Source organism: Pyxidicoccus sp. M6, assembly GCF_055568925.1.
Genome location: NZ_CM145714.1, coordinates 3,655,463 through 3,675,455, shown reverse-complemented (window position 1 = coordinate 3,675,455; position 19,993 = coordinate 3,655,463). Strand labels below are relative to the sequence as shown.

Here is a 19,993-nt window from a genome sequence, read left to right as displayed (position 1 = left end):
GTCATTCACCCTCGCGCCAGGAAAGGGACCAGGACATGGGAGAGCGTCGACTGAAGCGGAGCTGGGGGGCGGTGCTCCTGGGGATGGCGGCGGCCCTCGCGGGCTGTGCGCCGGACGCGGGAGGGGCGCAGCAGGCGCCCGAGCAGACGGACGCGCAGACGCTGGCGGCGTGCTCGTACGTCATCACCACCAACACGTACGTGGGCGCGGATTGGTGGGGCACCCTCACGTTCAAGAACACCGGCACGGCGGCGATGACGAGCCCGACCATCGCCTTCGGCGTCCCCAGCGGCATTGTCTGTGATTACGACGAGCCGGGCTGGACGCACACGCAGAGCGGCACGACGTGTACGTACTCACGGACCTCGGCGCTGAGCATCGGCGTGAATGCGTCGTACACGTTCTATTACTCGACGACGTCCAACTCGAACTTCACCGCCTCCAACGTCACCATCAGCGACCCGAGCTGCGGCAGCACTCCGCCGCCCACGGGCACGGGACTGAGCGCCAACCAGAAGAAGGTGGCGGAGGACCTGACGAGCATCTGGGAGAACGACACGCCCAACATCGACTACGCGTACTCGGAGAACATCGATGACGGGCGCGGGTACACCAGCGGGCGCGCGGGCTTCTGCACGGGCACGGGTGACGCCATCCTGGTCATCCAGTGCTACGTCAACCTGCGCAGCGCGGCCAACGGCAACCTGATGGCGAAGTACATGCCGGGGCTCATCACCATCAACGACCGCTACGAGGAGACGGGCGAGTCCCAGGGCTCCACGGCGGAGCTCGACGCGGTGGGCAACTGGCCGGCGGACTGGGCGGCCAGCTACAACAACACGACGACGCGCGCGGACTTCAAGAGCTGCCAGGACCAGGTGAGCGACCAGTTCTATTACACGCCGGCGATGAACGAGGCCGCGAAGTGGGGCCTCACCAAGGCGCTCTCCAAGGCGGCGCTGTACGACGCGTACATCAACCACGGCGAGTCCGGCGTGAAGAGCATGGTCCGCGCGACGAACACGGCGCTGGGCAACTCGGGACAGGTGGCGCCGGCCGTCGGCTACAACGGCATCACCGAGAACGCGTGGCTGCAGAAGTTCCTGGAGAAGCGCCGCGACGTGCTCGCCGGGGACTCGACGTGGATTGACGCCGTGGACCGCGTGGCCGCGTACGAGAAGCTGCGCCGCAAGGGGAACTGGGATTTGAGCACCGCGTTCCGCAACGACGTCCGCGCCCGCGACTGCTGGGGGACGACGTACCCGGCGAGCGGTTACACCGTGCGTGCGATCAACCCGGATGGCACGTGGAGCACGCCGTCTTCGTACACGTACTCGTGCCAGTGACACGCAGCGCGGTGCTCGGACGTCGGCAACTGCGTACGGCCAGACACGTTCGGCCGGCTGTCTATACCGAGCTCCGGCGTTTCGGATAGAAGCGCGGGCACGTACCCGCCGGGCCCGCGTCTCCTGACGCGGCCCGTGCCATTGACTCGTGGAGGGGGGCGCGCGGAGAGTCTGGCTCCGCGTGACGGTGCAGATGGGACGGCATTCATTGAAGAGGTGGGCAGTTGGACTCGCGGTGCTGGGCTGCGGGCTCTCGGGCACGGTGGCTCGAGCGGAAGAGCCCTGGGTGCGGGCGCGGGCATCGTTCTTCACGTCCCAGCAGACCCTGGAGCCGGCCTGGGACTTCACTCCTTGGGTCAACCTGGGCGCCACGCTGCAGTCTCCGGAGCGCGAGGCCAGTCCCTGGCTTTTCGGAGCGAACCTCTCCGTCAACGCTGGGAAGGTCGCGCAGTGGGGCAGTTTCGAGGAGGCGGGCTCTTCGACGCGGGTGCAGGACAGCGGCAGCTCTCTCTTCGTGCGCTACCGTCCGGAGGGCTGGGCCCCAGGCGAGGGTGCCTCCCTGACGGTGTACCCGCTCGACAGCTCCCGGCTGCGCCTGGGATGGGCGTACCCGGCCACCTGGGCCGGCACCTTCCACGGCAGATGGGAGGCGACGCCGCAGCTGTCCAACTTCCTCTCCGTCGAGCGCCGGCTGACCCACGGGATTCAGCTCCAGGTGAAGCGCGAGCGCTGGCAGGTCTTCGCGGCACTGAAGTCGAGTGAGCTGACGCATCTGCTCTCCCCCAGGGTAGGTGCCGGCGTCTCGCTCCCGCTCGCCCTGCGCGCGGAGGTCCAGGCCGCGTACGTCCCGCGCTACCGCCGCTACCCTGGCCTCTTCAGGCCCGAGACCGGCCAGCTCGACCCCGAGCTTCTCGAGCGCAGCAGGTCCAGCGATTCCAGCCCGCCGTATGACACCCGAGGTGTGTCCGCGCGGCTCGTCCACGAACGGGGTGCTCCCATCGGGACGAATGTGGACTTCGGGCTGTACGGCACGTCGCCCGCGCTGTTCGAGGAGGTCTTCCAGGCCGAGCCCTACGCGGAGGGCATCTCCCATAGCATCTCGCTCGAGGCCACCCACACCATCCTCAATGGCTACGCCGAGCTCGGCGTCGTCGATGGCGTTCAGGTGTGGGTCCCTCGAAGTGCCCACACCAACATCGTGGCCCTGGATGCCCGCCTTCGCTGGAACCGGCTGCGGTTGCATGGCCTGGGGCTCGTGCGCAGCGCGGGCGCGGTGGTGCAGGAAGACGCGGACCTGTGGCTGGATTTCTTCCGCGGCTCGCAGCGCCGCCCCGAGCTCGGTGTGAGCCTGGGGGCGGACTACCACCTGGCAGCGCTCGGCCTGACGCCCGGGCTCGGAATGCGGGTCCTGCGCCCCGCGGGTCACCTGAGGGCGAGCAGCACGGCGGGGCAGGCTCCCTCCTGGTGGCTCATCGGCCCGGAGGGATTCGCGAGACTGCTTCCGGAGGGGCAGGCGCCCCAGCCGCTCGTGTCCGCCAGGGCCACCTTGAAGTGGGATTTGCTCAGATGGGTCGCCGCCGCGGGCGAGCTCTCGTACACGTGGGAGCGAACCACCTTCGCGCCACCGAAGACCGGGGCGGAGTACTCCCACGCCCATGCCATCGACGAGCTCCCACCCTCCCTCACGAAAGACCCGAGCCAGCGCGGCGTGGGCTTCAACCTGCTGGTGCAGGCGCGTTACTGAGTCGGGCGCTCACCTGAGCCGCTTCAGGGCCTCGGCCGCCGCTTCCCTGACGGGGTAGCGGGGCCTCTCCTTGGTGCCGCCCTCGGAGAGGTAGTTCCCGCTCGTGTAGGCATCCGTGGCCAGTTGCTCCAGCCGGGGGATGGCGAGCGCCGAGCCAAGCATGCCCAGCGCTTCCGCCGTGACTTCGCGCGTCCGCCCGTCCTTCGAGTCGAGGAGCGGCAGGAGGCGTCTTGCCACGCCGTCTCGCTCCTTCGGCTTGAGCGCGGTGGCGCAGCGTTCCGCGAGCTTCCGGATGGGGCGTTGCATGCTCAAGCTGGATGAATAGCTGCCGCCCATCATCCCGTCCTCCGCACAGGGGTCATATTCGGGTCGCTCCGCGAGCCGGCCGAGCGCGGAGACCGCGCGGTGCTGCGTGTCACCCAGGGACGAGAGGGCAAGTGCGAGCACCGGCTCCAGCGCCTCACGCTGGGCGACATCCGCGAGCCCCTCGAGGGCCTGCACCCGCTTCTCCCATGCCTCCGGTCCCCGCTCCTGGAGGCGCCGGAGCGCGGCCGTGCGCAGCGGCTCCTTGGCGGACGAGAGCACCTGCTTCAACTCCTCCACGGGAATGTCCCGGTGACGCGTCACCAGGGCGCCTCGGTAGAGCCGCGCCAGGTCGAAGCCCGCCTTGCGCAGCCGCGCCGGCCCGTAGGGCGACGGTTCATTCTCGCTATCGAACTCACCGTCGACGTCCAGCAGGCGCTCGGCGACCACGGCGCGGCAGCCCGAGTGCTGCTCCGTGGTGCGGATGACGGCGAGCATCTGGTCCTTGAGGACGAGGTCCACGCCCGTCCCGCAGGCGCCATCTCCCGGACTGGCTCGGCGATAGAGGGCCGCGGCATCCGTGAAGGCACCGAGGTCCTCCTGCACGCTGGCCCACTCCCGCATCACCGAGGCGAAGCGGGAGCCATGCCAGCCGTAGGCGTTCTCCTCGTTTGCCTTGAGCGGCGCCGGGTAGCCCAGCAGCACCAGGTAGCGCCGTGCCGCGGTGTCCATGCCCTGGAGGTCGCCCCGAAGGCGGGCCTCACCCAGCTCCTTGTAGGCCGCGTCGAGCGAGGCGTTGGTCGGCGCGGGGCGGCGCCAGTCGCCACCGGGCTCCGTCCCCTCTCCCACTGGAGTGCCCGCCTCGCGCACCGCCACGAGGAAGTACGCGAGGTCCGAGAGCTCCTTCTGCGTGGGCTTCACGGCGACGAGCTTGCCCCCCTCGACTCGAAGCGCCGCGAAGTCTCCGAGGCGGGTCAGCTCGCTGGCGACCTCTTCCTTGGAAGGTGGCGCACAGGGACGCGTGGCGAGGGCTCCGGTCATCGACCGCGTCTGGAGCGTCTCCCGGGCACGCCTCGCGGCAAACGAGCCCCGCGCATCCAGTTGCCAGAGGAGAGGAAGCACGTCCGCGGTGCCATACCCGCCGAGCATTCCGATGAGCACTTCCGCACTCCGCGCCACCCGACGCAGCTCCTTGTCCTCGGGTGCACCGAAGCTCTCCAACTCCTTGCACTCCTCGGTCCCCGCGAGGCAGCGCGCGAGCAGCGCCCGAAGCACGCGCTCGACGTCGGTGGCGACTATCGCGTGCGCGCCGGGGTTCGAATCCGCGTCCTCCGCCTTCTGGATGAGGGCCTCCGCCTCCAGGAGCGCGGGCGCCGGCTCAGCCGCATGGGCCACGCCCGCGCAGAGCAACGAGCAGGCGCACAGGACGACAGCAAGGCCTCTCATGACATCCTCTCCGTCTCGAACCGCCGACGACGCAAGTCCAGCATCCACGCCTCCATCGCATCCACGGCCTTCCCTGGCGGGTCCTCCGGCAGCACGGACTCCGCCAGCGCCGCGTCGAGAACCTCGAAGGAGCGCGACACCTCCGCGCGCCACTTCTGGCTCAGCTCCTCGGGCAGCTCGCTCTTCTCGCCGCGCTTCTTCTGCTCCACCAGCACGTGCGCCTCCGAGAAGCCGTACATGTCGAGCAGCTCGGTGACGTCCGTTTCGATTTCCCCGGTGCGCAGCGCGTGCGTGCCCGTCAGCGTGGTGCGCAGGACGTAGAGGAGCTTCTTCGCGGACTTGAAGCCCGTCTTCTCCCACTCGCGCAGCTGGCCGTGGGCGAAGCCCCGGTAGTGCCGGTGCACGCGCCGAGACAGCACGGCGCGCACGTGCGGCTTGAGCCCCTCCAGCTCCGGCGAGGCGCGCACGCGGATGGCGCCCAGCACCCGCTCGATGTAGTTGCCGTTGCCCTGCAGGATGCCCTGAAGCACTCCCTGCAGCTCGTTGGACGAGTAGTCCACCTCCACGCCGTCGATGACCTGGAGCCGCTCGGCGGTGATGTGCTTCGGCTGGAGGCCGAGCAGCACCCCAGTGGGCGCCACGTGGATGGACTTCAAGTCCAAATCACTGTCCGGCGAGGGGAAGCCATACGCGTGCGCCCCGGACAGGGCGATGACGAGGTGCTCGCGCTTCGCCGACTCCTCGTCGAGCACCCGGTCCGCCACCACGCGCTCATGTTCCTTCAGCGTGCCCTTCATTCCGGTTCCCTCCACTCCATGGCCGGGGCCTCCGGCGCATCCCGCCCCAGCGGGCCGGGCTCCTTCAGCACCCAGCGCCGCGCCACCTCGTCCCCCACCCGGCGCAAGAGCCGGTCCGCCCGCTCATAGTCGGGGTGCTCCGGCAGCTTGCTCTCCCGGTGCGCGGATTCAAGCTCCGGCGCCATGGCCTCCGCGTCCCGCAGCACGTCCTCCAGCGGCACGCGGCCCGCCTTGATGTCCAAGAGCCGCGCCTTCAGCGCGCCCGACGCCTCGAACGTGGGCACGCCCTCCCGCAGCCAGCCCGTGGCCGTGGCCACCAACCGGAGCAGGTTGTACGCGTTCTTCGGCCGCAGCTCGCGCGCGGACGGAGGCCGCTGCCCGCCGCCACGTGCGTACGCGGTGAGCGCCGCGAAGTCGTTGGCCGTGAGCAGCCCCTGGTCCCACAGCGAGCGGTAGAGCTGCTTCACGTACGTCTTCGCCGCCAGCAGCGCGTCCTGCTGCGTGGGCGCACCGCGCGGAGACACGGCGGACAGCCGCTTCGCCACCTCATCCAGGTCCGGGGCCGGGTCCTCGCACAGCCACTCCAGGAGGAGGTCGCGGTGCTCGGCCAGCCGCTGGCTGCGGGTGAGCTTGTCGAGCTGACTCATGGCGTAGCGGCCGAAGCTGCCGAAGATGGCCTTGGACACGAAGGCGTCACGCTCCGCGAGGAGCCACTCGCCGAGCACGTCCTTCGCCTTCGCGCCGGGGACGAACAGCGTCTCCAGCGTGTTGGGGTCCGCGCGCAGCGCCTGCTCCACCGTCTTGCGCACCTCCCAGAAGGTGGTGCTGCCGTCGGCGCTGACCAGGTCCATCGGCGCCTCGACGAGGCCGAAGGTCCACGGCAGCGGCAGCGCGAAGACGCCGCGCACGTCCACGTCCGAGTTCTCGTTGGCCAGGCCCCACGCATGGCTGCCCACGCGCGTCTCCAGCACCACGCACGGCGTCAGCGCGCTCCACGCGGCCTCGCGGCGGCGAGCGAAGTTCACCTGCCCCATGCGCCGGGGCACCAGCTCCTCGCGGGCGAACCACACCTCGCCCACGCCGACAATCTGCACGTCGAAGCCGCCGTCATGGGCCCGCACGACGCGGCCCACCACGCCCTGCGGAATGCGGCGTCCGCCCGAGGCCATGCGCTCCACGCGCGTGGTCACCTCGGTGCCGTGCGGCAGGGGGACGGACAGCCGGTCCACCTGCTCCAGTCCACGGATGCGTCCGGCGCCCGTGCGCGGGGAATCCGTCGGAGAATCACTCATCGCTCACCTCCCGGTGCTCAGCGGGGTCATCGTGGACGGAGCCACCCGCGCGGACCTGACCGGCCCGAGGGCATGCTACCCCGGCACCGGGACGCACCTGGGAGTGCTAGCTCTTCGCGGAGAGCCGGCCGACGAGCACGTCGTAGGGCACCAGGTTGCTGTAGACCTTCTCGAGGGGAAGGTAGGCCTGCTTGAGCTCCTCGGCCGCGCTCGCGTAGTCCTCGTACTGTGGGAGGTCCTCAACCCCGCCCGTGTCCCCACCGGTGCTCGCGATTGCGTCCCTGAGAAGTCGCATCTCCACCGCTACCGCCTGGATGGCCATGGCCAGCGCGCGAGAGCTCAGTGGCTGCGGGACTTCCTCCCCTCCTTCCGGAACGCTCCCATCCTCCCGAATGGGAGGGGGCTCCTTCACCCATCGGACCTGGGTGACGAGCTGCTCGTAAGGGGCCAGGTTGATGAAGCGCTCGCAGAGGAGGCGATAGGCATCCTCGAGGTCCGAGGCCGCGAGGTCGTAGCACAGGTGGATTTCCTGGGCGTCCGGGTCGACGTCGTCGCCCGCGCTCTCGATTTCGGCCTCGAGGCGACGGAGCTCCGCATCCACTGCCCGGATGGCCATCGCCAGCGTTCGTGGGCTCAGCTGGGACATGGCCCCATCTTCTCCACTCAGTGCGCGCCCGTCACTCCCGCGTCGTGCCCGCGCTCGGCGGCCAGCGCCGCCTCGGGGTCCGGCCGCTTGTCGCGCATGGTGACGAACTCCTCGGCCGCCGTGGGGTGGATGCCCACGGTGGCGTCGAACTGCGCCTTGGTGGCGCCGCACTTCACCGCCACCGCGAGCCCTTGGATGATTTCCGGCGCGTCCGCCCCCACCATGTGGCAACCCAGCACCTTCTGCGAGGAGCGCTCCACCACCAGCTTCATCATCGTCCGCTCGTTGCGCCCGCTGAGCGTGTGCTTCATCGGCTTGAAGCTGGCGACGTAGATGTCCACCTTCCCGTGCCGCTCGCGCGCCTCGAACTCCGACAGCCCCACGCATGCCACCGGCGGCTGGCTGAAGACGGCGGAGGGCACGTTGGTGTGGTCCATCTTCATCGGGTTGTCGTGGAACAACGTCTCCGCCAGCGCGCGTCCCTCCGCAATCGCCACCGGGGTGAGGTTGAGCCGGTCCGTCACGTCCCCCACCGCGTAGATGTTCTCCACCGAGGTGCGGGACCCCTCATCCACCATGACGGCGCCGCGCGCGTCGAGCTTCACGCCCGCCTCCTCCAGCCCGAACCCGCTCGAGTTGGGCATGCGCCCCGTGGCGTACAGCACCGCGTCCGCCTCCACCGTCTCGCCCGACCTCGTCAGCAGGCTCACCCCACCGTCCGCGCGCTTCTCGATGTCGCGGATGAAGGTGTCCATGAGGATTTCGATGCCCTTCTTCCGCATCTCCTCCGTGAGCACCGCGCGCACGTCCCCGTCGAAGCCGTTGAGCACCGTGGGCCCGCGGATGATGACCGTCACCTTGCAGCCCAGCCCGTGGAACACACCCGCCAGCTCCACGCCGATGTAGCCGCCACCGACAATCGCCAGCCGCTTCGGAAGCGAGGGGAAGGACAGCGCGTCGTCCGAGGTGAGCGCATGCTCGATGCCCGTCACCTCCGGCGGCAGGTACGGCCGCGAGCCCGTGGCCACGAGGATGCGCTCGGCCGTGTACCGCTTCCCGGCCACCTCCACCGTGTGCGGGTCCACCAGTCGCCCGCGCCCCTCCACCACCGTCACGCCCGAGTCGCGCAACAGGCGCGCGTACACACCGCCCAGCCGCGCCGTCTCCTTGTCCTTGGCGTCGCGCAGCTTCGCCCAGTCGAACGTGGGCTCCGGCACCGTCCACCCGTACCCGGCCGCGTCCTGGAAGTCCTCGTGGAAGTGCGAGCCGTACACCAGCAGCTTCTTGGGCACGCAGCCCCGGTGCACGCAGGTGCCGCCCAGGTCCTTCTCCTCGCACAGCCCCACGCGCGCGCCGTAGGAGCCCGCCCGGCGGCTCGCCGCCACGCCTCCAGAACCTCCGCCGATGGTGAACAGGTCGAAGTCGTAACGGGCCATGGTCCTCTCTCCTCCGGGTGCGCCGCGCGTGTCCCCCAGAGATAGCCCCTGGAGGGCGCTCACGGCACCGGAAGTGTGGGGCCGGGGCCTTTGAAATCCGCGACAGCGGACACTGCGACCTTCTGGCCCGGGGCTTCAGTTCCGAGGCGACAACGCCAGGATGCGCTCGCGAAGCTGCGCCAGCAGGCGGCGCGTGCCGTCCAGCTCCACCTTGCAGCGCTCCAGTCGCTCCGCCATGCCTTCCATGCTGCCCGAGTCGGCGCGCAGCTCGATGTCGCGGCAGTGCGACTCCAGGGCCGTGGCCCCGAACCACGCCGCGTTGGACTTGAGCGTGTGCGCGGCCCGGCCCAGGTCGTCCATCCGTCCCCGGCCCAGCGCGGTGTACGCGTCGTCCAGCAGGGCCGGCATGCTGTGCAGGGCCGTCTCGATGAGCTCGGGGAGAATCTGCCCGGACTGCGCGCCCAGCTCCCGCCACAGACGCGCGAGCGCGGAGGGCTCCAGGCCGGGGACGCGCGCCGCCTCGGGCATCTCGCCCACGGGTGTGGGCAACGGCTCCGTGGCGAGCGGGGCGGGCCTGCGGGCGGTGACGGCCTCCGCGCGGCGCGGCTGGCAGCGCAGCAGCGACGCGGCCAGCGCCTCCACGCGGATGGGCTTGCCCAGGAAGTCGTCCATGCCCGCCGCGAAGCACTGGTCCCTGTCCGAGTCCATCGCGTTGGCCGTCATGGCGATGATCCACGGCTGCGCGTGCGGCGGCACCTCGGCGCGGATGCGGCGGGTGGCCTCCAGCCCGTCCATCTCCGGCATCTGCAGGTCCATGAAGACGACGTCGAAGCGTTGCTGTGAGACGGCCTTCACCGCCTCCACGCCGTTGAAGGCCACCTGCGCGCGGTAGCCCAGCTTCTCCAGCACCAGCAGCGCCAGCTTCTGGTTGGTGGGGTTGTCCTCCACCAGGAGGATGTCCAGCGGCAGCCGGTCTCCGGGGCGCTCTCCAGGGAAGGGCGCCCGGCGCGGCGGGGCGCGCTCCATGCGGGCCGCGTGCGCCTGCCGGGCCACGTCGTGGGAGAAGCACGCCATCAGCGCGTCGTGGAGCTGCGAGGCCTTCACCGGGCGGGACAACACGCCGGAGAACAGCCCCTCGGGCGTGATGCCCCTGCGGCCGGGCGAGGTGAGCAGCAGCAGCGGCAGCGCGCGCATGTCTCCCCACTGGCGGATGCGCGCCGCGAGCGCCGGCCCGTCCAGCCCCGGCATCTGGTGGTCGATGAGGGCCACGTCGAAGCGCGCGCCGGCCTGGAGGCTCGCCAGGGCCTCCGCGCCCGAGGACGTCTCCACGAAGTCCAGCCCCCACGACCGGAGCTGCCGCCCCAGCAGGCGCCGGTTGATGGCGTTGTCGTCGACGATGAGCACGCGCCGCCCCTGCAACAGGGGCTGCTCCGGCAGCAGGTGCACGGCGGGCTGTTGCGCCGCGGCCTGCGCGCTGAGCGAGAAACGGAAGGTGGTGCCGATGCCGCGCTCGGCCTCCGTGTCCACCCAGATGCGGCCGCCCATGGCCTCCACCAGCCGCTTGGAGATGGCCAGCCCCAGGCCCGTGCCGCCGAAGCGCCGGGACACCGACGCGTCGAGCTGATTGAAGGGCTGGAAGAGCCCCGCCCGCATCTCCTCGGGGATGCCGGGCCCGGTGTCCTGCACGGAGAAGGTCAGCTCCCACGGCGCGTCCGACGCGGCCCCCGGGGGCAGCGTCGCGTCCACCGACACCACCGCGCCGCCCTTCTCCGTGAACTTCAGCGCGTTGCCCACGAGGTTGAGCAGCACCTGGCGCAGGCGCGACGCGTCGCCCACCAGCATCTGCGGCACGCGCGGGGCGATGTCGCAGCCCAGGTCCAACCCCTTCTCGCTGGCGCGCACCGCGAGCAGGTCCAGCACCGACTCCACGCACTGGCGCAGGTCGAAGGGGTGCAGCTCCGTCTCGAAGCGGCCGGCTTCAATCTTGGAGAAGTCCAGCACGTCGTTGAGCAGCGTGAGCAGGGCCTCGCTGCTCTGGCGGATGGTGGAGACGAAGTCGCGCTGCTCCTCGGTGAGCCCCGTGTCCAGGAGCAGGCCCGTCATGCCGATGATGGCGTTCATCGGCGTGCGGATTTCGTGGCTCATCGTGGCCAGAAAGAGGCTCTTGGCCTGGTTGGCGGCCTCGGCGGCCTGGCGCGCGCGCTGGAGGTCGGTGATGTCGTGGTAGATGGCGATGAAGCCGAGCTGCCGCCCTCCCACGGACACCGGCAGCGCGAGCAGCTCCACGTCCACCACGCTGCCGTCCTTGCGCACGCGCCGGGTGACGGAGTGGACGCGGCCACGCGCCACCACTTCACGGCTGGCCCGCTCCGCCTCCGGGAGCACGGCCTGGTTGGTGGCCACCAGCTCGAAGATGTGCCGGCCCAGCGCCTCCTGCGGCGTGAACCCGAAGAGCCGCTCCGCCTCCGGGTTCCACGACAGCACGCGGAACTGGCGGGTGATGGTGACGATGGCCACGGGGCTGTTGCGCACCACCGCCTCGAAAAACTCCTTCTGCTGGCGGATGGACGCCTCCACCTCCAGGCGCCCCGTCATGTCCTGGAGCTGGAGCACCCAGCCCCCTTCCGGGCCCGCCAGCGGCAGCGTCAGCACGCGCAGGTAGTACGCAGTACCCCCGCCGCCTGGACGCTGGCCCGCCAGCTCGGTCTCCTGCGGTGCGTCAGTGGTGACGCGGAACTCGGGAGGGCGCCACCCGGGGAGCACCTGGGCGACGAGGCTGCCCACGAGCCCGGCGCGCGGCCCGAAGAACCGCTCGGCGGCGCGGTTCAGCTCGAGGATGCGCTGCGCGGAGTCGAGCACGAGCACCGCGTCACGCGAGTGCTCGAACACGGCGGAATGTGCGCTGGACGCCAGGTCGGACACCCTTCCCCCTACCTCGCAATGTAGGTCGGTCCCTCGGCCCGCCACCACGCGGCGGGGGCCACTCCTCGGAAACCTGCATCATGCCAGACAGCCGAACGGCACAGCAGTGGACGGCGCCATGCGGCAACGAAGCCGGAAAGCCCGGAGGCGCGGCAGGCAAGAAAGGGGGCGTCGCATGGCGTCGGGGGAGGTAGTCCCGGCCCCACCCTGGCCGTGGGTTCCCTGGAGCCCGGGAGTCAACGAAGATGGGGCGGACCAGGAGTCCCTCCACATGCGTCCCATCGCCCTCCTGCTGGGCTTCTTCGCCACTCTCGCGAGCGCCCAGCAGCCGGCCGCCGACTCTCCACTCCCACCTCCTCCCCTCACCTCTTCGCCCGCGTCCCCGGATGAGCCTGAGTGGGCCACGCCCCCGACCTTCAATCCGGGCAGGGAGTCCGTGACGGAGACGCGGGAGAACCCCACCTCCATCGCGAGCCCCGACGGCCCGTCCACCGCGAGCCCGGATGAGCCCGTCGCGCGCCCGGCTCCGGCCACCGCGAGCCCGGCCGCGCCCGCCGAGAGCCCCGACACCCCCGCCGCCCGCCCGGGCAGGTCCACCCGGGGCACCTTGACACCCGCCACGCGCCGGCCCGCGTCCGCCCTGGAGCCCGCCGCGCTGGAGCCGTCCCGGACCCTGGCGCCACAGAAGCGCCCCTTGCGCTACAGCCGCCTCTCCGCGGCGTCGGGTGGCCCCACGCTGGTCCTCACGGAGGCGGTGGGCGGCATGGTCCTCGGCGCCATGCTGGGTGACAGCTACGACGACCCGAACGGGCGGAGCGACAACGCCTACATGGGGGCGATGCTGGGCACGCTCACCCTCGGCACGGCGAGCACGCTGTACCAGTACTTCATCCCCGTGAAGCGCAACGAGTCGCTGCTCGCCGCGAGCGCCGCGACGCTGGGCTTCACGGCCGGGGTGAGCGCCGCCAACGGATGGGACCTCGACAACCGGCAGCGGGCGCTGCTCGCCCTCACCACCTCGCAGGTGGGCGTGGCCAGCGTGCTGCTGCTCACCGCGGGCGGCGACGACGTGAGCAACGGCGACACGGGGCTGATTGGTACGACGACCTTCTATGCCTTCATCACCACCGGGCTCATCGAGTTCATCGGCTCGCGCCAGTCCGGGGACAGCTTCCGCTACACGCCGCTCCTGATTGCCCCGGCGGCGGGAATGCTCATCGGCGGGCTGCTGGCCATTCCGCTGGAAATCGAGCCCTCGTCCCTGCGGGACGTCACCCTGTTCCCCGTGGGCATGGGACTGGCGGCGCTGCTGGTGGGCTCGCGGTTGGATGTCAGCGACGTCACGGTGGCCAAGACGGTGCTGGGCACGATGGCGGGGACGTTCGCCATCACCGTGCTGCTCTCCGCGCTGGCGCCGGACGGGCCCACGCAGCGCGAGCCCCAGACGCTCAACGCGCTCCAGCCCGTCCCCGTGCCGGTGGTGATGCCGGCGGGCCGGGGCAACGACTCGGTGGCCGCCGGCCCCGGAGTGTTCATGCGCTTCTAGCGGCTGGTCCACCAGGCCTTGAAGGCCTTCCAGGAAATCTTCCCGGTGCGCTCGGTGTCGACGGAGTCGACGGCGATTTCCAGCTCCTCGTCGGTGACGGGCTGGCCGAGCGCCTCCAGCAGCCGGGCGAACTCGCCGCGCTCGATGGAGCCGGTGCGGTTGCGGTCATAGCGCTGGAAGATGTCGAGCAGCTCGTTGCCGGAGCTGGTCAGCTCGTCCACCGCCGCGTGCTCGGGCGCGAGCGGCTGGATTCCGGCGGACGAGGTCTCCACCTGCTCCACGTACGGCGAGCCCGTGGCCGGACGCTCGTCGGCGGCGGCGCGCTCCTCGCGCGGGGGCGTGGGCGTGGCCTCCGGCGCCGGCGTACTTTCAAGCGGGGGCGGCGGAGCGACGGGGGCCGCCGCGGGCTTCCGCGTGCGGGCGGCGGGCGTGGATGGCTTCCGGGCGCCCGCGGCCTTCCTGGCGGCGGGCGTGGACGGCTTCCGGGCGCCCGCGGCCTTCTTGGCGACAGTCGTCTTCTTCGCGGAGGCCTTCCGCGCGCCGGCCGCCTTCTTCGCGGCACCGGCCTTCTTCGCGGCCGCCTTCTTCACGGGGGTCTTCCGGGCGGCCGCCTTCTTCGCGGTGGCCTTCTTCGCCGCGCCTTTCTTCGTGGCCGTCTTCCTCGCGCCGGCCTTCTTCGTGGCCGCTTTCTTCGCGGTGGGGGCGCGCCGGGATGACTTCTTCGCAGCACTCGTCTTGCGTGACTTCGTTGCCATGATGAGCCCCTCCCTGGGCGGCGCGCATCGTAACGCCGTTACGGTGCGGGGCATCAGCCTTGTGTCATGGACGTCGCGCCGAGGGGCCGCGGCCTCCGCGGGGAAGCGCCGCGTCGGAAGGGCCCCGGCCGCCTCCGCGCGGCCCGCTTCGGTGACAAATTCACGGCGGGGGTCCCCTCCGTGCCGCGTTTCATGCACTCTGCGCCAGAATCGCCCGCGGGCCCTGGCGCCCGGCCGGGTGCGATTCCACATCCGTGGCACCGGAAGAACGAGGGGACGCGTGCGACAGAGGGACTGGACGTGGCCTGGCATCTGCCTGGCGTTGCTGCTCGCCCGGGCGGCCGTTTCCGCGGAGCCGCCGCCCCCGGCGACGCCCAAGGCCCCTCCGGCCCGAGAGGCGGACTCCGCCTTCTTCATCACCCGGAGCACCAACCGGAACCAGGTCCACTACGGCATCCACGTGGACGAGGACTGCAAGCCCCAGGGGCCCAAGCCGGTGCACGCGTACTGGCGGATGCTGGAGGAGGGGGTGAAGAACATCGAGCCGCTGCTCGGCCGGGAACAGCCCGCCTACGGGCTGGGCGAGGCGCAGCAGGTGGAGGCCACACCCCAGGGCTGGCGCGTCCACTTCCGGCTGCGGGCCTGGCCGGAGCGGGTCATCGACCTGGACGTCTTCCGCGAGAATGGCCACTGCGCCGCCCGGGCCTTCACCGTCATGGACGGCAAGGTGGCGCAAATCGAGCGCATCTTCGTGAAGGCGGCCTGGCCCACCGGCGTGGAGTACGTGCTGCTCACCGGCACCAGCCCGGACGGCCGCTCCGTCCGGGAAGTCATCAAGAAGTAGCCGCGCACCGCCCCCGAGCGGACGGCCAGGCGGGCACCTCCCCGCCTGGAAGGCTTGGTCCCTAATGACCCACCCCTGGAAGCGAGCCCTGGCTACCCTGGAACCCTGGCCTGCAAACTGCTAGCAGGCCGGGTGCTGGTCCCCGGAACGGCTTGGCGTCGTATGGCGGTAGAAAGGGGAACCCGCGAGATGTTCACATGCCGCGAAGCGCAGCGAACAGGGCCGCACGCGCTCCCATCCGAGACACCTGCCCGGACCTCATTGGACTTCCGCGTCTGAATGAATGACTCACTAGAGACTCTCCTCGCCGACGGCATCATCGAGGCCGTCATCGGCCAGTTGAAGACCGGCAAGGAGGCGGAGGTTTGGCTGGTCCAACACGCAGGCGAGGTGGTGGCGGCCAAGCTGTACAAGGAGCGCCACGAGCGCAACTTCCGCAACAACGCGGGCTACCGGGAGGGGCGCGAGGTGCGCAACTCGCGCACGCGCCGGGCCATGGAGAAGGGCAGCCGCTTCGGGCAGGCCGCCGCCGAGGACGCTTGGAAGAGCGCGGAGTCGGACTCGCTCTACAAGCTGCACGCCCATGGTGTGCGGGTGCCCACGCCGGTGATGTTCTACGAGGGCATCCTGCTGATGGAGCTGGTGCTCGACCCGCAGGGCCACCCCGCCCCGCGGCTGGTGGAGGCCCCGCCGGCCACGCCCGACGAGGCGCACGCCCTCTACCTGGATTTGCGCACCCAGGTGGTGAACATGCTCTGCGCCGACCTCATCCACGGGGATTTGTCGCCGTACAACGTCCTGATGAGCTGGCAGGGCCCCACCATCATCGACTTCCCGCAGACGGTGGCGGCGGCGCGCAACAACCGCGCGGAGTTCTACTTCCGGCGGGACTTGGACAACGTCCGCAACTTCCTCGCGGGCATCGCCCCGGAGCTGTACGACGCCGCGGGCGAGACGGGTGAAATCTGGAACGCCTATGTGCGGCGGGAGCTGACGCCGGACTTCACGCCGAGGGGCAACTTCCGAGATGCGCCTCGCCGCAATGGTGGGCAGGGCCGGGGCCTCAAGGGTCCGCGTGACGGGCGCCAGGGCTTCAACCCGGAGCGCGCCGGGGACAACGGCCACCCGCGAGCCTTCCGCGCGGAGCCGGTGGTGGAACAGGCGCCGGTGGCGCAGTCCACGATGACGCCGGAGGAGGCCGCGGAGGCGGAGCTGCGCGAGCTGGAGGCCCTGGTGCTGAAGCAGGGCGGCGGCGAGCGCGGCAAGCCCCAGGCGGCGCCTCCGCCGCGAGGGGGACGGAACCGCTCCGGCGGTGGGCGTTCCAATGGTGCGCGCCCGCCCCCGGGTGGGAGCCCGCGCGCGTCCAATGGTGGGCCTCGGGGTGGTGGAAACGGGCGTCCCGCGAACGAGCAGCGGGGTGGCGCGAACGCGGGCCCGGGCTCCAACGTGCAGCGCGCGGGTGGCACTCCGGGAGCGCGGCCCAACGAGCAGCGCGGCAATGGCAACCCGGGCACGCGGCCCAACGAGCGCGGCGGAAACAATCGGGGTGCCCGCTTCAACGAGCAGCGCGCGGGAGCGCAGCCGGATGGGCAGCGCGGTGGAGACACCTCCGCACGCTTCGGCGAGCGGCGCTCGGGAGGCAACGGAGCGCCCACCCGGAACGAGCCGCGAGACGGAGCCGCGCTGGTGCAGTCGTCGCCCGTGAATGACTCGCGCGCGGCGGAGGGCCGTCCCAACCGGAACGAGCAGCGTCCTGGTGGCAACGGGCGTCCGCCTCGGAACGACGGGCGTCCCGGACGCAACAATGGCCGTCCGCCCCGGAATGACGTGCAGGCCGGCGACAATGGCCTCACCCCACCGGGCCCGCGCGTGGAGCGGCGCGGAGGCCCGGTCCGCTCGCAGCCCGTGGTGGAGACGCGGCCGGCGACGGGGGCGTCTTCCCCGGGCACCAACACCCTCCGCGAGCCGCGCCCGGCGGGTCCGGGCAACGGTCCGGGTCCGAGGCCGCCGAGGCAGGGGCCGAATCGCGGAGGCCCCCGGCCGCCGCGTGCCCAGGGTCCGCAGGTCTCCTTCGTCCAGCGTCCGCCCTCGTCTTCCGACCCGGGGCCTCACGAGACGGGCTCCTGAGCGGTCCGAGCCCCGCGCACCAGAGGCGGGGCCTCATGAGACAGGGGCCAGAGCACAGTCAGCCTCTTCCCGGGGGAGGCCCAGGCCCACACGACGAAGAGCCGGTGGTCCGCGGGCGTCCGCGAAAGGCTCAGGCCCGCACGACGGAGACCCGGCGCCCCGCGGGCGTCTGCGCGTGGGTCGCCACGGTGCGCTCGGCAATCGGGGGCTGCCCGCTGCGGCGGTCGAAGATGACCAGCCAGCCGGTGTCGAGCCCCAGCCCGGCCAGATACCGGTCGAGCTGGGCCAGCCCCTCGTCCAGCGGGTCCTTCTCCTCGTCGCGCCACACCTTGAGCTCCATGGCGAGCGTGTCGAGGCCGTAGCGCAGACACAGGTCCATGCGGCCCGTGCCGATGGCGTACTCACGCTCCAGCGTGCCGCCACCGTTGGCCACCCGGTGCAGGAAGGCCATCAACACCAGGTGCGGCGCAATCTCATGGTAGGGCGCGGTTCCCAGCAGGGGCTGACCATGCTGGCGCCAGAAAGCGAGGAACGCCTCCATGAGGCGCTCCATGTCGAGCCGCCCATCCGCGCGCAACCACGGCGGCGCGGACTGCATCGGAGGCAGTGAAGCAAAGGCCGTGTTCGCGAGGACTCGGAGGATGACCTCCCGGTAGAGCGGATTGGCCATCTCCACTCCACCCGTGCTGCCCATGCGCACCAGCCCCAGGTCCTGGACGAAGCGCAGGTCATCCTGGGGGATGTCACCCAGAGCGCGGCCCGCGAGCATCGGCTCGAGGATGCGCCGCACCCGGGGTTCGCGCAGGCGCTCGGCGAGGCTGTCCAGGTGCGTGTCCTGCCGCTTGAGCAGAATCTCCTTCGCGGCATCCACATGAGCCGCCGTCACATCCTGCGTCCGGTCCGGCACGAGCTGCTGCACCATCTGCCGCGCCAGGGCGTTGACGAGCCAGGGCTGTCCCTGGGTCCAGTAGAAGACGCGGTCCACGGCTTCGGGAAGGAAGCGCTGTCCCGTGTCATCGGTGTGCTGCTGGTAGAGCTCCGCCACCTCGTCGCGCGTGAAGTTGCGCAGGGTGAGCGACTCCACCTTGATGTTGAAGGGGCTGGAGGTGCCCAGATGCCCCTGGCTGCCTGACGCAATCTTGTAGTCGCGGACGTCCCTCAGGCCGCACAGCACCACGGAGGAGGGAAAGCCCTCGGGCCTGTCGTGGTAGCCCCCGCGCAGTTGCCGCAACACACTCAGGAGGCTCTGCCCCCGGAGCGCGTCGATTTCATCGAAGAAGAGCACCAACGGCCGGGGGCACTGCCGTGCCCAGAGACTCAGAGCCGAGCCCAGGAGCTGCAGATCAGGCGCGGCGGGGAATGGAGGTGGGCGCAACTCCGGAGGCAGGTAGAGCTCGGCACTGCGGCGGATGCGTGCCAGCAACGTCCTCTGTGCCTCCGCGAAGTCATCACCCGCGACCTCCCCTTCCTCGCAGGAGAAGTGAAGCGCGGCGTAGCGCCCGGATGTGATGAGCTGCGCGGCCAGGGACCGGAGCGCCGTCGTCTTGCCCACCTGCCGGGGGGCATGGAGGACGAAGTAGCTCCTCTCCTCGAAGAGCTGCTGCACCTCGGGCAGGCGACGCAACGCTGGGAGCATGTAGTGGTCGGCCGGGTTGCACGGACCCGCAGTGTTGAACCAGCGAGGCATGCGGCCAAGGTAACACCTTCCCGGGTCGTGTCCTCCACGAGGTGAACGGCCGCCCGCCTCGCTGTTCAGGACCCGCCCGGAGCCGCCTCACCCCACCCGGATGACCACCTTCCCGAAGTGCGCTCCGCTCTTGAGGTACTCGAAGGCGGCGCGCGCCTCGGCGAAGGGGAACACGCGGTCCACCACGGGGTGCACTCCGTGCAGCGTCATCGCGCGGTTCATCGCCTCGAAGCCCTGACGGTGCCCCACGAGGATGCCCTGCACGCGCAGGTTCTGCATCAGGATGGGCGTGAGCGGCACCGTCCCCGCCCCACCGCTCAGCACGCCGATGACGGACACCGTGCCGCCCACGCGCACCGCGCGCAGTGACTTCTCGAACGTCCCCGCCCCGCCCACCTCCACGACGTGGTCCACGCCCACGCCGCCCGTCAGCGCCTTCGCCGCCTTGTCCCAGTCCGCCGTCGTCGCGTAGTTGATGACCTCGTGCGCCCCCAGCGTGCGCGCCTTCTCCAGCTTCTCGTCCTTGCTCGACGTCAGGATGACGCGGGCCCCCAGCATCCGGGCGAACTGCAACGCGAAGATGGAAACCCCTCCGGTGCCCTGCACCAGCACCGAGTCTCCCGCCTTCAACCCGCCGTACGTCACGAGCGCGCTCCACGCCGTGAGCGCCGCGCACGGCAGCGTCGCGGCCTCTTCATCCGAAAGGTACGAGGGCGTGAGCACCACGCCGTCCTCGTGCAGCAGCATCGTGTCCGCGAGCGCCCCATCCAGCGGCCCACCCAGCGTGCTCGTCTGCGCGACACGGCTCGGCTCTCCCGCGAGCCACGCCTGCGAGAAGAGGCCCATGACGCGGTCTCCCGGCTTCACGCGCGTGACGCCCGGGCCCACCGCGTCCACCACGCCCGCGCCGTCCGAGTTCGGAATCAGCGGCAGCTTCTGACGCGGGTTGTAACGGCCTTCCACCATCATCAGGTCACGCTGATTGAGGCTCGTGGCCTTCACCCGCACCCGCACCTGGAAGGGGCCGGGCACCGGGTCCGGCCGCTCGCACGCCACCAGCTTGTCCAGACCAAATCCGTCGCGAATCTCGTAGGCCTTCATG

14 protein-coding genes are annotated in these 19,993 nt (G+C 70.8%); 5 read left to right on the top strand and 9 right to left on the bottom strand.

The features are described from left to right. Window positions 1–35 precede the first annotated feature (35 nt). Together ACVTJA_RS15200 and ACVTJA_RS15195 are read left to right on the top strand one after the other, a co-directional pair. Complete coding sequence (locus ACVTJA_RS15200) at window positions 36–1,346, top strand: chitosanase (protein ID WP_465837091.1); 1,311 nt, start codon at window positions 36–38, stop codon at window positions 1,344–1,346. 208 nt (window positions 1,347–1,554) lie between these two features. Beyond that, window positions 1,555–3,090, top strand: a complete 1,536-nt coding sequence (locus tag ACVTJA_RS15195) for a hypothetical protein (RefSeq protein WP_465837090.1) — start codon at window positions 1,555–1,557, stop codon at window positions 3,088–3,090. Between the two features lie 9 nt (window positions 3,091–3,099). Here ACVTJA_RS15195 and ACVTJA_RS15190 read toward each other — a convergent pair whose 3' ends face one another. The 6 genes from ACVTJA_RS15190 to ACVTJA_RS15165 form a co-directional block, all read right to left on the bottom strand. Further along, window positions 3,100–4,839, bottom strand: coding sequence for a HEAT repeat domain-containing protein (locus tag ACVTJA_RS15190; protein ID WP_465837089.1), 1,740 nt, complete (start codon window positions 4,837–4,839; stop codon window positions 3,100–3,102). After that, window positions 4,836–5,636 (bottom strand): nucleotidyltransferase domain-containing protein, encoded by an 801-nt coding sequence (locus ACVTJA_RS15185; protein WP_465837088.1) that lies wholly within the window; start codon window positions 5,634–5,636, stop codon window positions 4,836–4,838. The genes ACVTJA_RS15190 and ACVTJA_RS15185 overlap by 4 nt, the downstream gene beginning before the upstream one ends. Next, window positions 5,633–6,928 (bottom strand): DNA polymerase beta superfamily protein, encoded by a 1,296-nt coding sequence (locus ACVTJA_RS15180; protein WP_465837087.1) that lies wholly within the window; start codon window positions 6,926–6,928, stop codon window positions 5,633–5,635. Before ACVTJA_RS15180 ends, ACVTJA_RS15185 begins: the two co-directional genes overlap by 4 nt. Before the next feature lie 106 nt (window positions 6,929–7,034). Next, a complete protein-coding gene (locus ACVTJA_RS15175) occupies window positions 7,035–7,574 on the bottom strand; it encodes a Tsi2 family anti-toxin (protein WP_465837086.1) in 540 nt (179 codons plus the stop codon). Between the two features lie 17 nt (window positions 7,575–7,591). Continuing rightward, the gene (gene gor, locus ACVTJA_RS15170) at window positions 7,592–9,010 is read right to left on the bottom strand and encodes a glutathione-disulfide reductase (protein ID WP_465837085.1); all 1,419 of its coding nucleotides are present in this window, start codon (window positions 9,008–9,010) and stop codon (window positions 7,592–7,594) included. A gap of 135 nt (window positions 9,011–9,145) precedes the next feature. Continuing rightward, window positions 9,146–11,932, bottom strand: coding sequence for a hybrid sensor histidine kinase/response regulator (locus ACVTJA_RS15165; RefSeq protein ID WP_465837084.1), 2,787 nt, complete (start codon window positions 11,930–11,932; stop codon window positions 9,146–9,148). Window positions 11,933–12,203: 271 nt separating this feature from the next. Here ACVTJA_RS15165 and ACVTJA_RS15160 point away from each other — a divergent pair, with 271 nt between their 5' ends. Continuing rightward, on the top strand, window positions 12,204–13,478 hold the full coding sequence (locus tag ACVTJA_RS15160) for a hypothetical protein (protein WP_465837083.1): 1,275 nt from the start codon (window positions 12,204–12,206) through the stop codon (window positions 13,476–13,478). Here ACVTJA_RS15160 and ACVTJA_RS15155 read toward each other — a convergent pair. Then, a complete protein-coding gene (locus ACVTJA_RS15155) occupies window positions 13,475–14,233 on the bottom strand; it encodes an EF-hand domain-containing protein (protein ID WP_465837082.1) in 759 nt (252 codons plus the stop codon). The two genes, ACVTJA_RS15160 and ACVTJA_RS15155, sit on opposite strands and share 4 nt — an antisense overlap. A 280-nt stretch (window positions 14,234–14,513) precedes the next feature. Between ACVTJA_RS15155 and ACVTJA_RS15150 the strand changes: the two genes are divergently transcribed. Then, entirely contained in the window at window positions 14,514–15,077 is a 564-nt protein-coding gene (locus tag ACVTJA_RS15150; RefSeq protein ID WP_465837081.1) for a DUF4833 domain-containing protein, read from the top strand. 279 nt (window positions 15,078–15,356) lie between these two features. Then, on the top strand, window positions 15,357–17,204 hold the full coding sequence (locus ACVTJA_RS15145) for an RIO1 family regulatory kinase/ATPase domain-containing protein (protein ID WP_465837080.1): 1,848 nt from the start codon (window positions 15,357–15,359) through the stop codon (window positions 17,202–17,204). A gap of 130 nt (window positions 17,205–17,334) precedes the next feature. Here ACVTJA_RS15145 and ACVTJA_RS15140 read toward each other — a convergent pair whose 3' ends face one another. Further along, window positions 17,335–18,891, bottom strand: a complete 1,557-nt coding sequence (locus ACVTJA_RS15140) for a P-loop NTPase family protein (protein WP_465837079.1) — start codon at window positions 18,889–18,891, stop codon at window positions 17,335–17,337. Window positions 18,892–18,978: 87 nt separating this feature from the next. After that, on the bottom strand, window positions 18,979–19,992 hold the full coding sequence (locus ACVTJA_RS15135) for a zinc-dependent alcohol dehydrogenase family protein (protein WP_465837078.1): 1,014 nt from the start codon (window positions 19,990–19,992) through the stop codon (window positions 18,979–18,981). Window position 19,993: the final 1 nt, after the last annotated feature.

What these genes read in the sequence shown, in the direction of transcription:
- ACVTJA_RS15185 (WP_465837088.1), bottom strand. Translation starts at nt 5,636, where the DNA reads ATGAAGGGCACGCTGAAGGAACATGAGCGCGTGGTGGCGGACCGGGTG.
- ACVTJA_RS15200 (WP_465837091.1), top strand. Translation starts at nt 36, where the DNA reads ATGGGAGAGCGTCGACTGAAGCGGAGCTGGGGGGCGGTGCTCCTGGGG.
- ACVTJA_RS15145 (WP_465837080.1), top strand. Translation starts at nt 15,357, where the DNA reads ATGAATGACTCACTAGAGACTCTCCTCGCCGACGGCATCATCGAGGCC.
- ACVTJA_RS15180 (WP_465837087.1), bottom strand. Translation starts at nt 6,928, where the DNA reads ATGAGTGATTCTCCGACGGATTCCCCGCGCACGGGCGCCGGACGCATC.
- ACVTJA_RS15140 (WP_465837079.1), bottom strand. Translation starts at nt 18,891, where the DNA reads ATGCCTCGCTGGTTCAACACTGCGGGTCCGTGCAACCCGGCCGACCAC.
- ACVTJA_RS15190 (WP_465837089.1), bottom strand. Translation starts at nt 4,839, where the DNA reads ATGAGAGGCCTTGCTGTCGTCCTGTGCGCCTGCTCGTTGCTCTGCGCG.
- ACVTJA_RS15175 (WP_465837086.1), bottom strand. Translation starts at nt 7,574, where the DNA reads ATGTCCCAGCTGAGCCCACGAACGCTGGCGATGGCCATCCGGGCAGTG.
- ACVTJA_RS15160 (WP_465837083.1), top strand. Translation starts at nt 12,204, where the DNA reads ATGCGTCCCATCGCCCTCCTGCTGGGCTTCTTCGCCACTCTCGCGAGC.
- ACVTJA_RS15155 (WP_465837082.1), bottom strand. Translation starts at nt 14,233, where the DNA reads ATGGCAACGAAGTCACGCAAGACGAGTGCTGCGAAGAAGTCATCCCGG.
- gor (WP_465837085.1), bottom strand. Translation starts at nt 9,010, where the DNA reads ATGGCCCGTTACGACTTCGACCTGTTCACCATCGGCGGAGGTTCTGGA.
- ACVTJA_RS15135 (WP_465837078.1), bottom strand. Translation starts at nt 19,992, where the DNA reads ATGAAGGCCTACGAGATTCGCGACGGATTTGGTCTGGACAAGCTGGTG.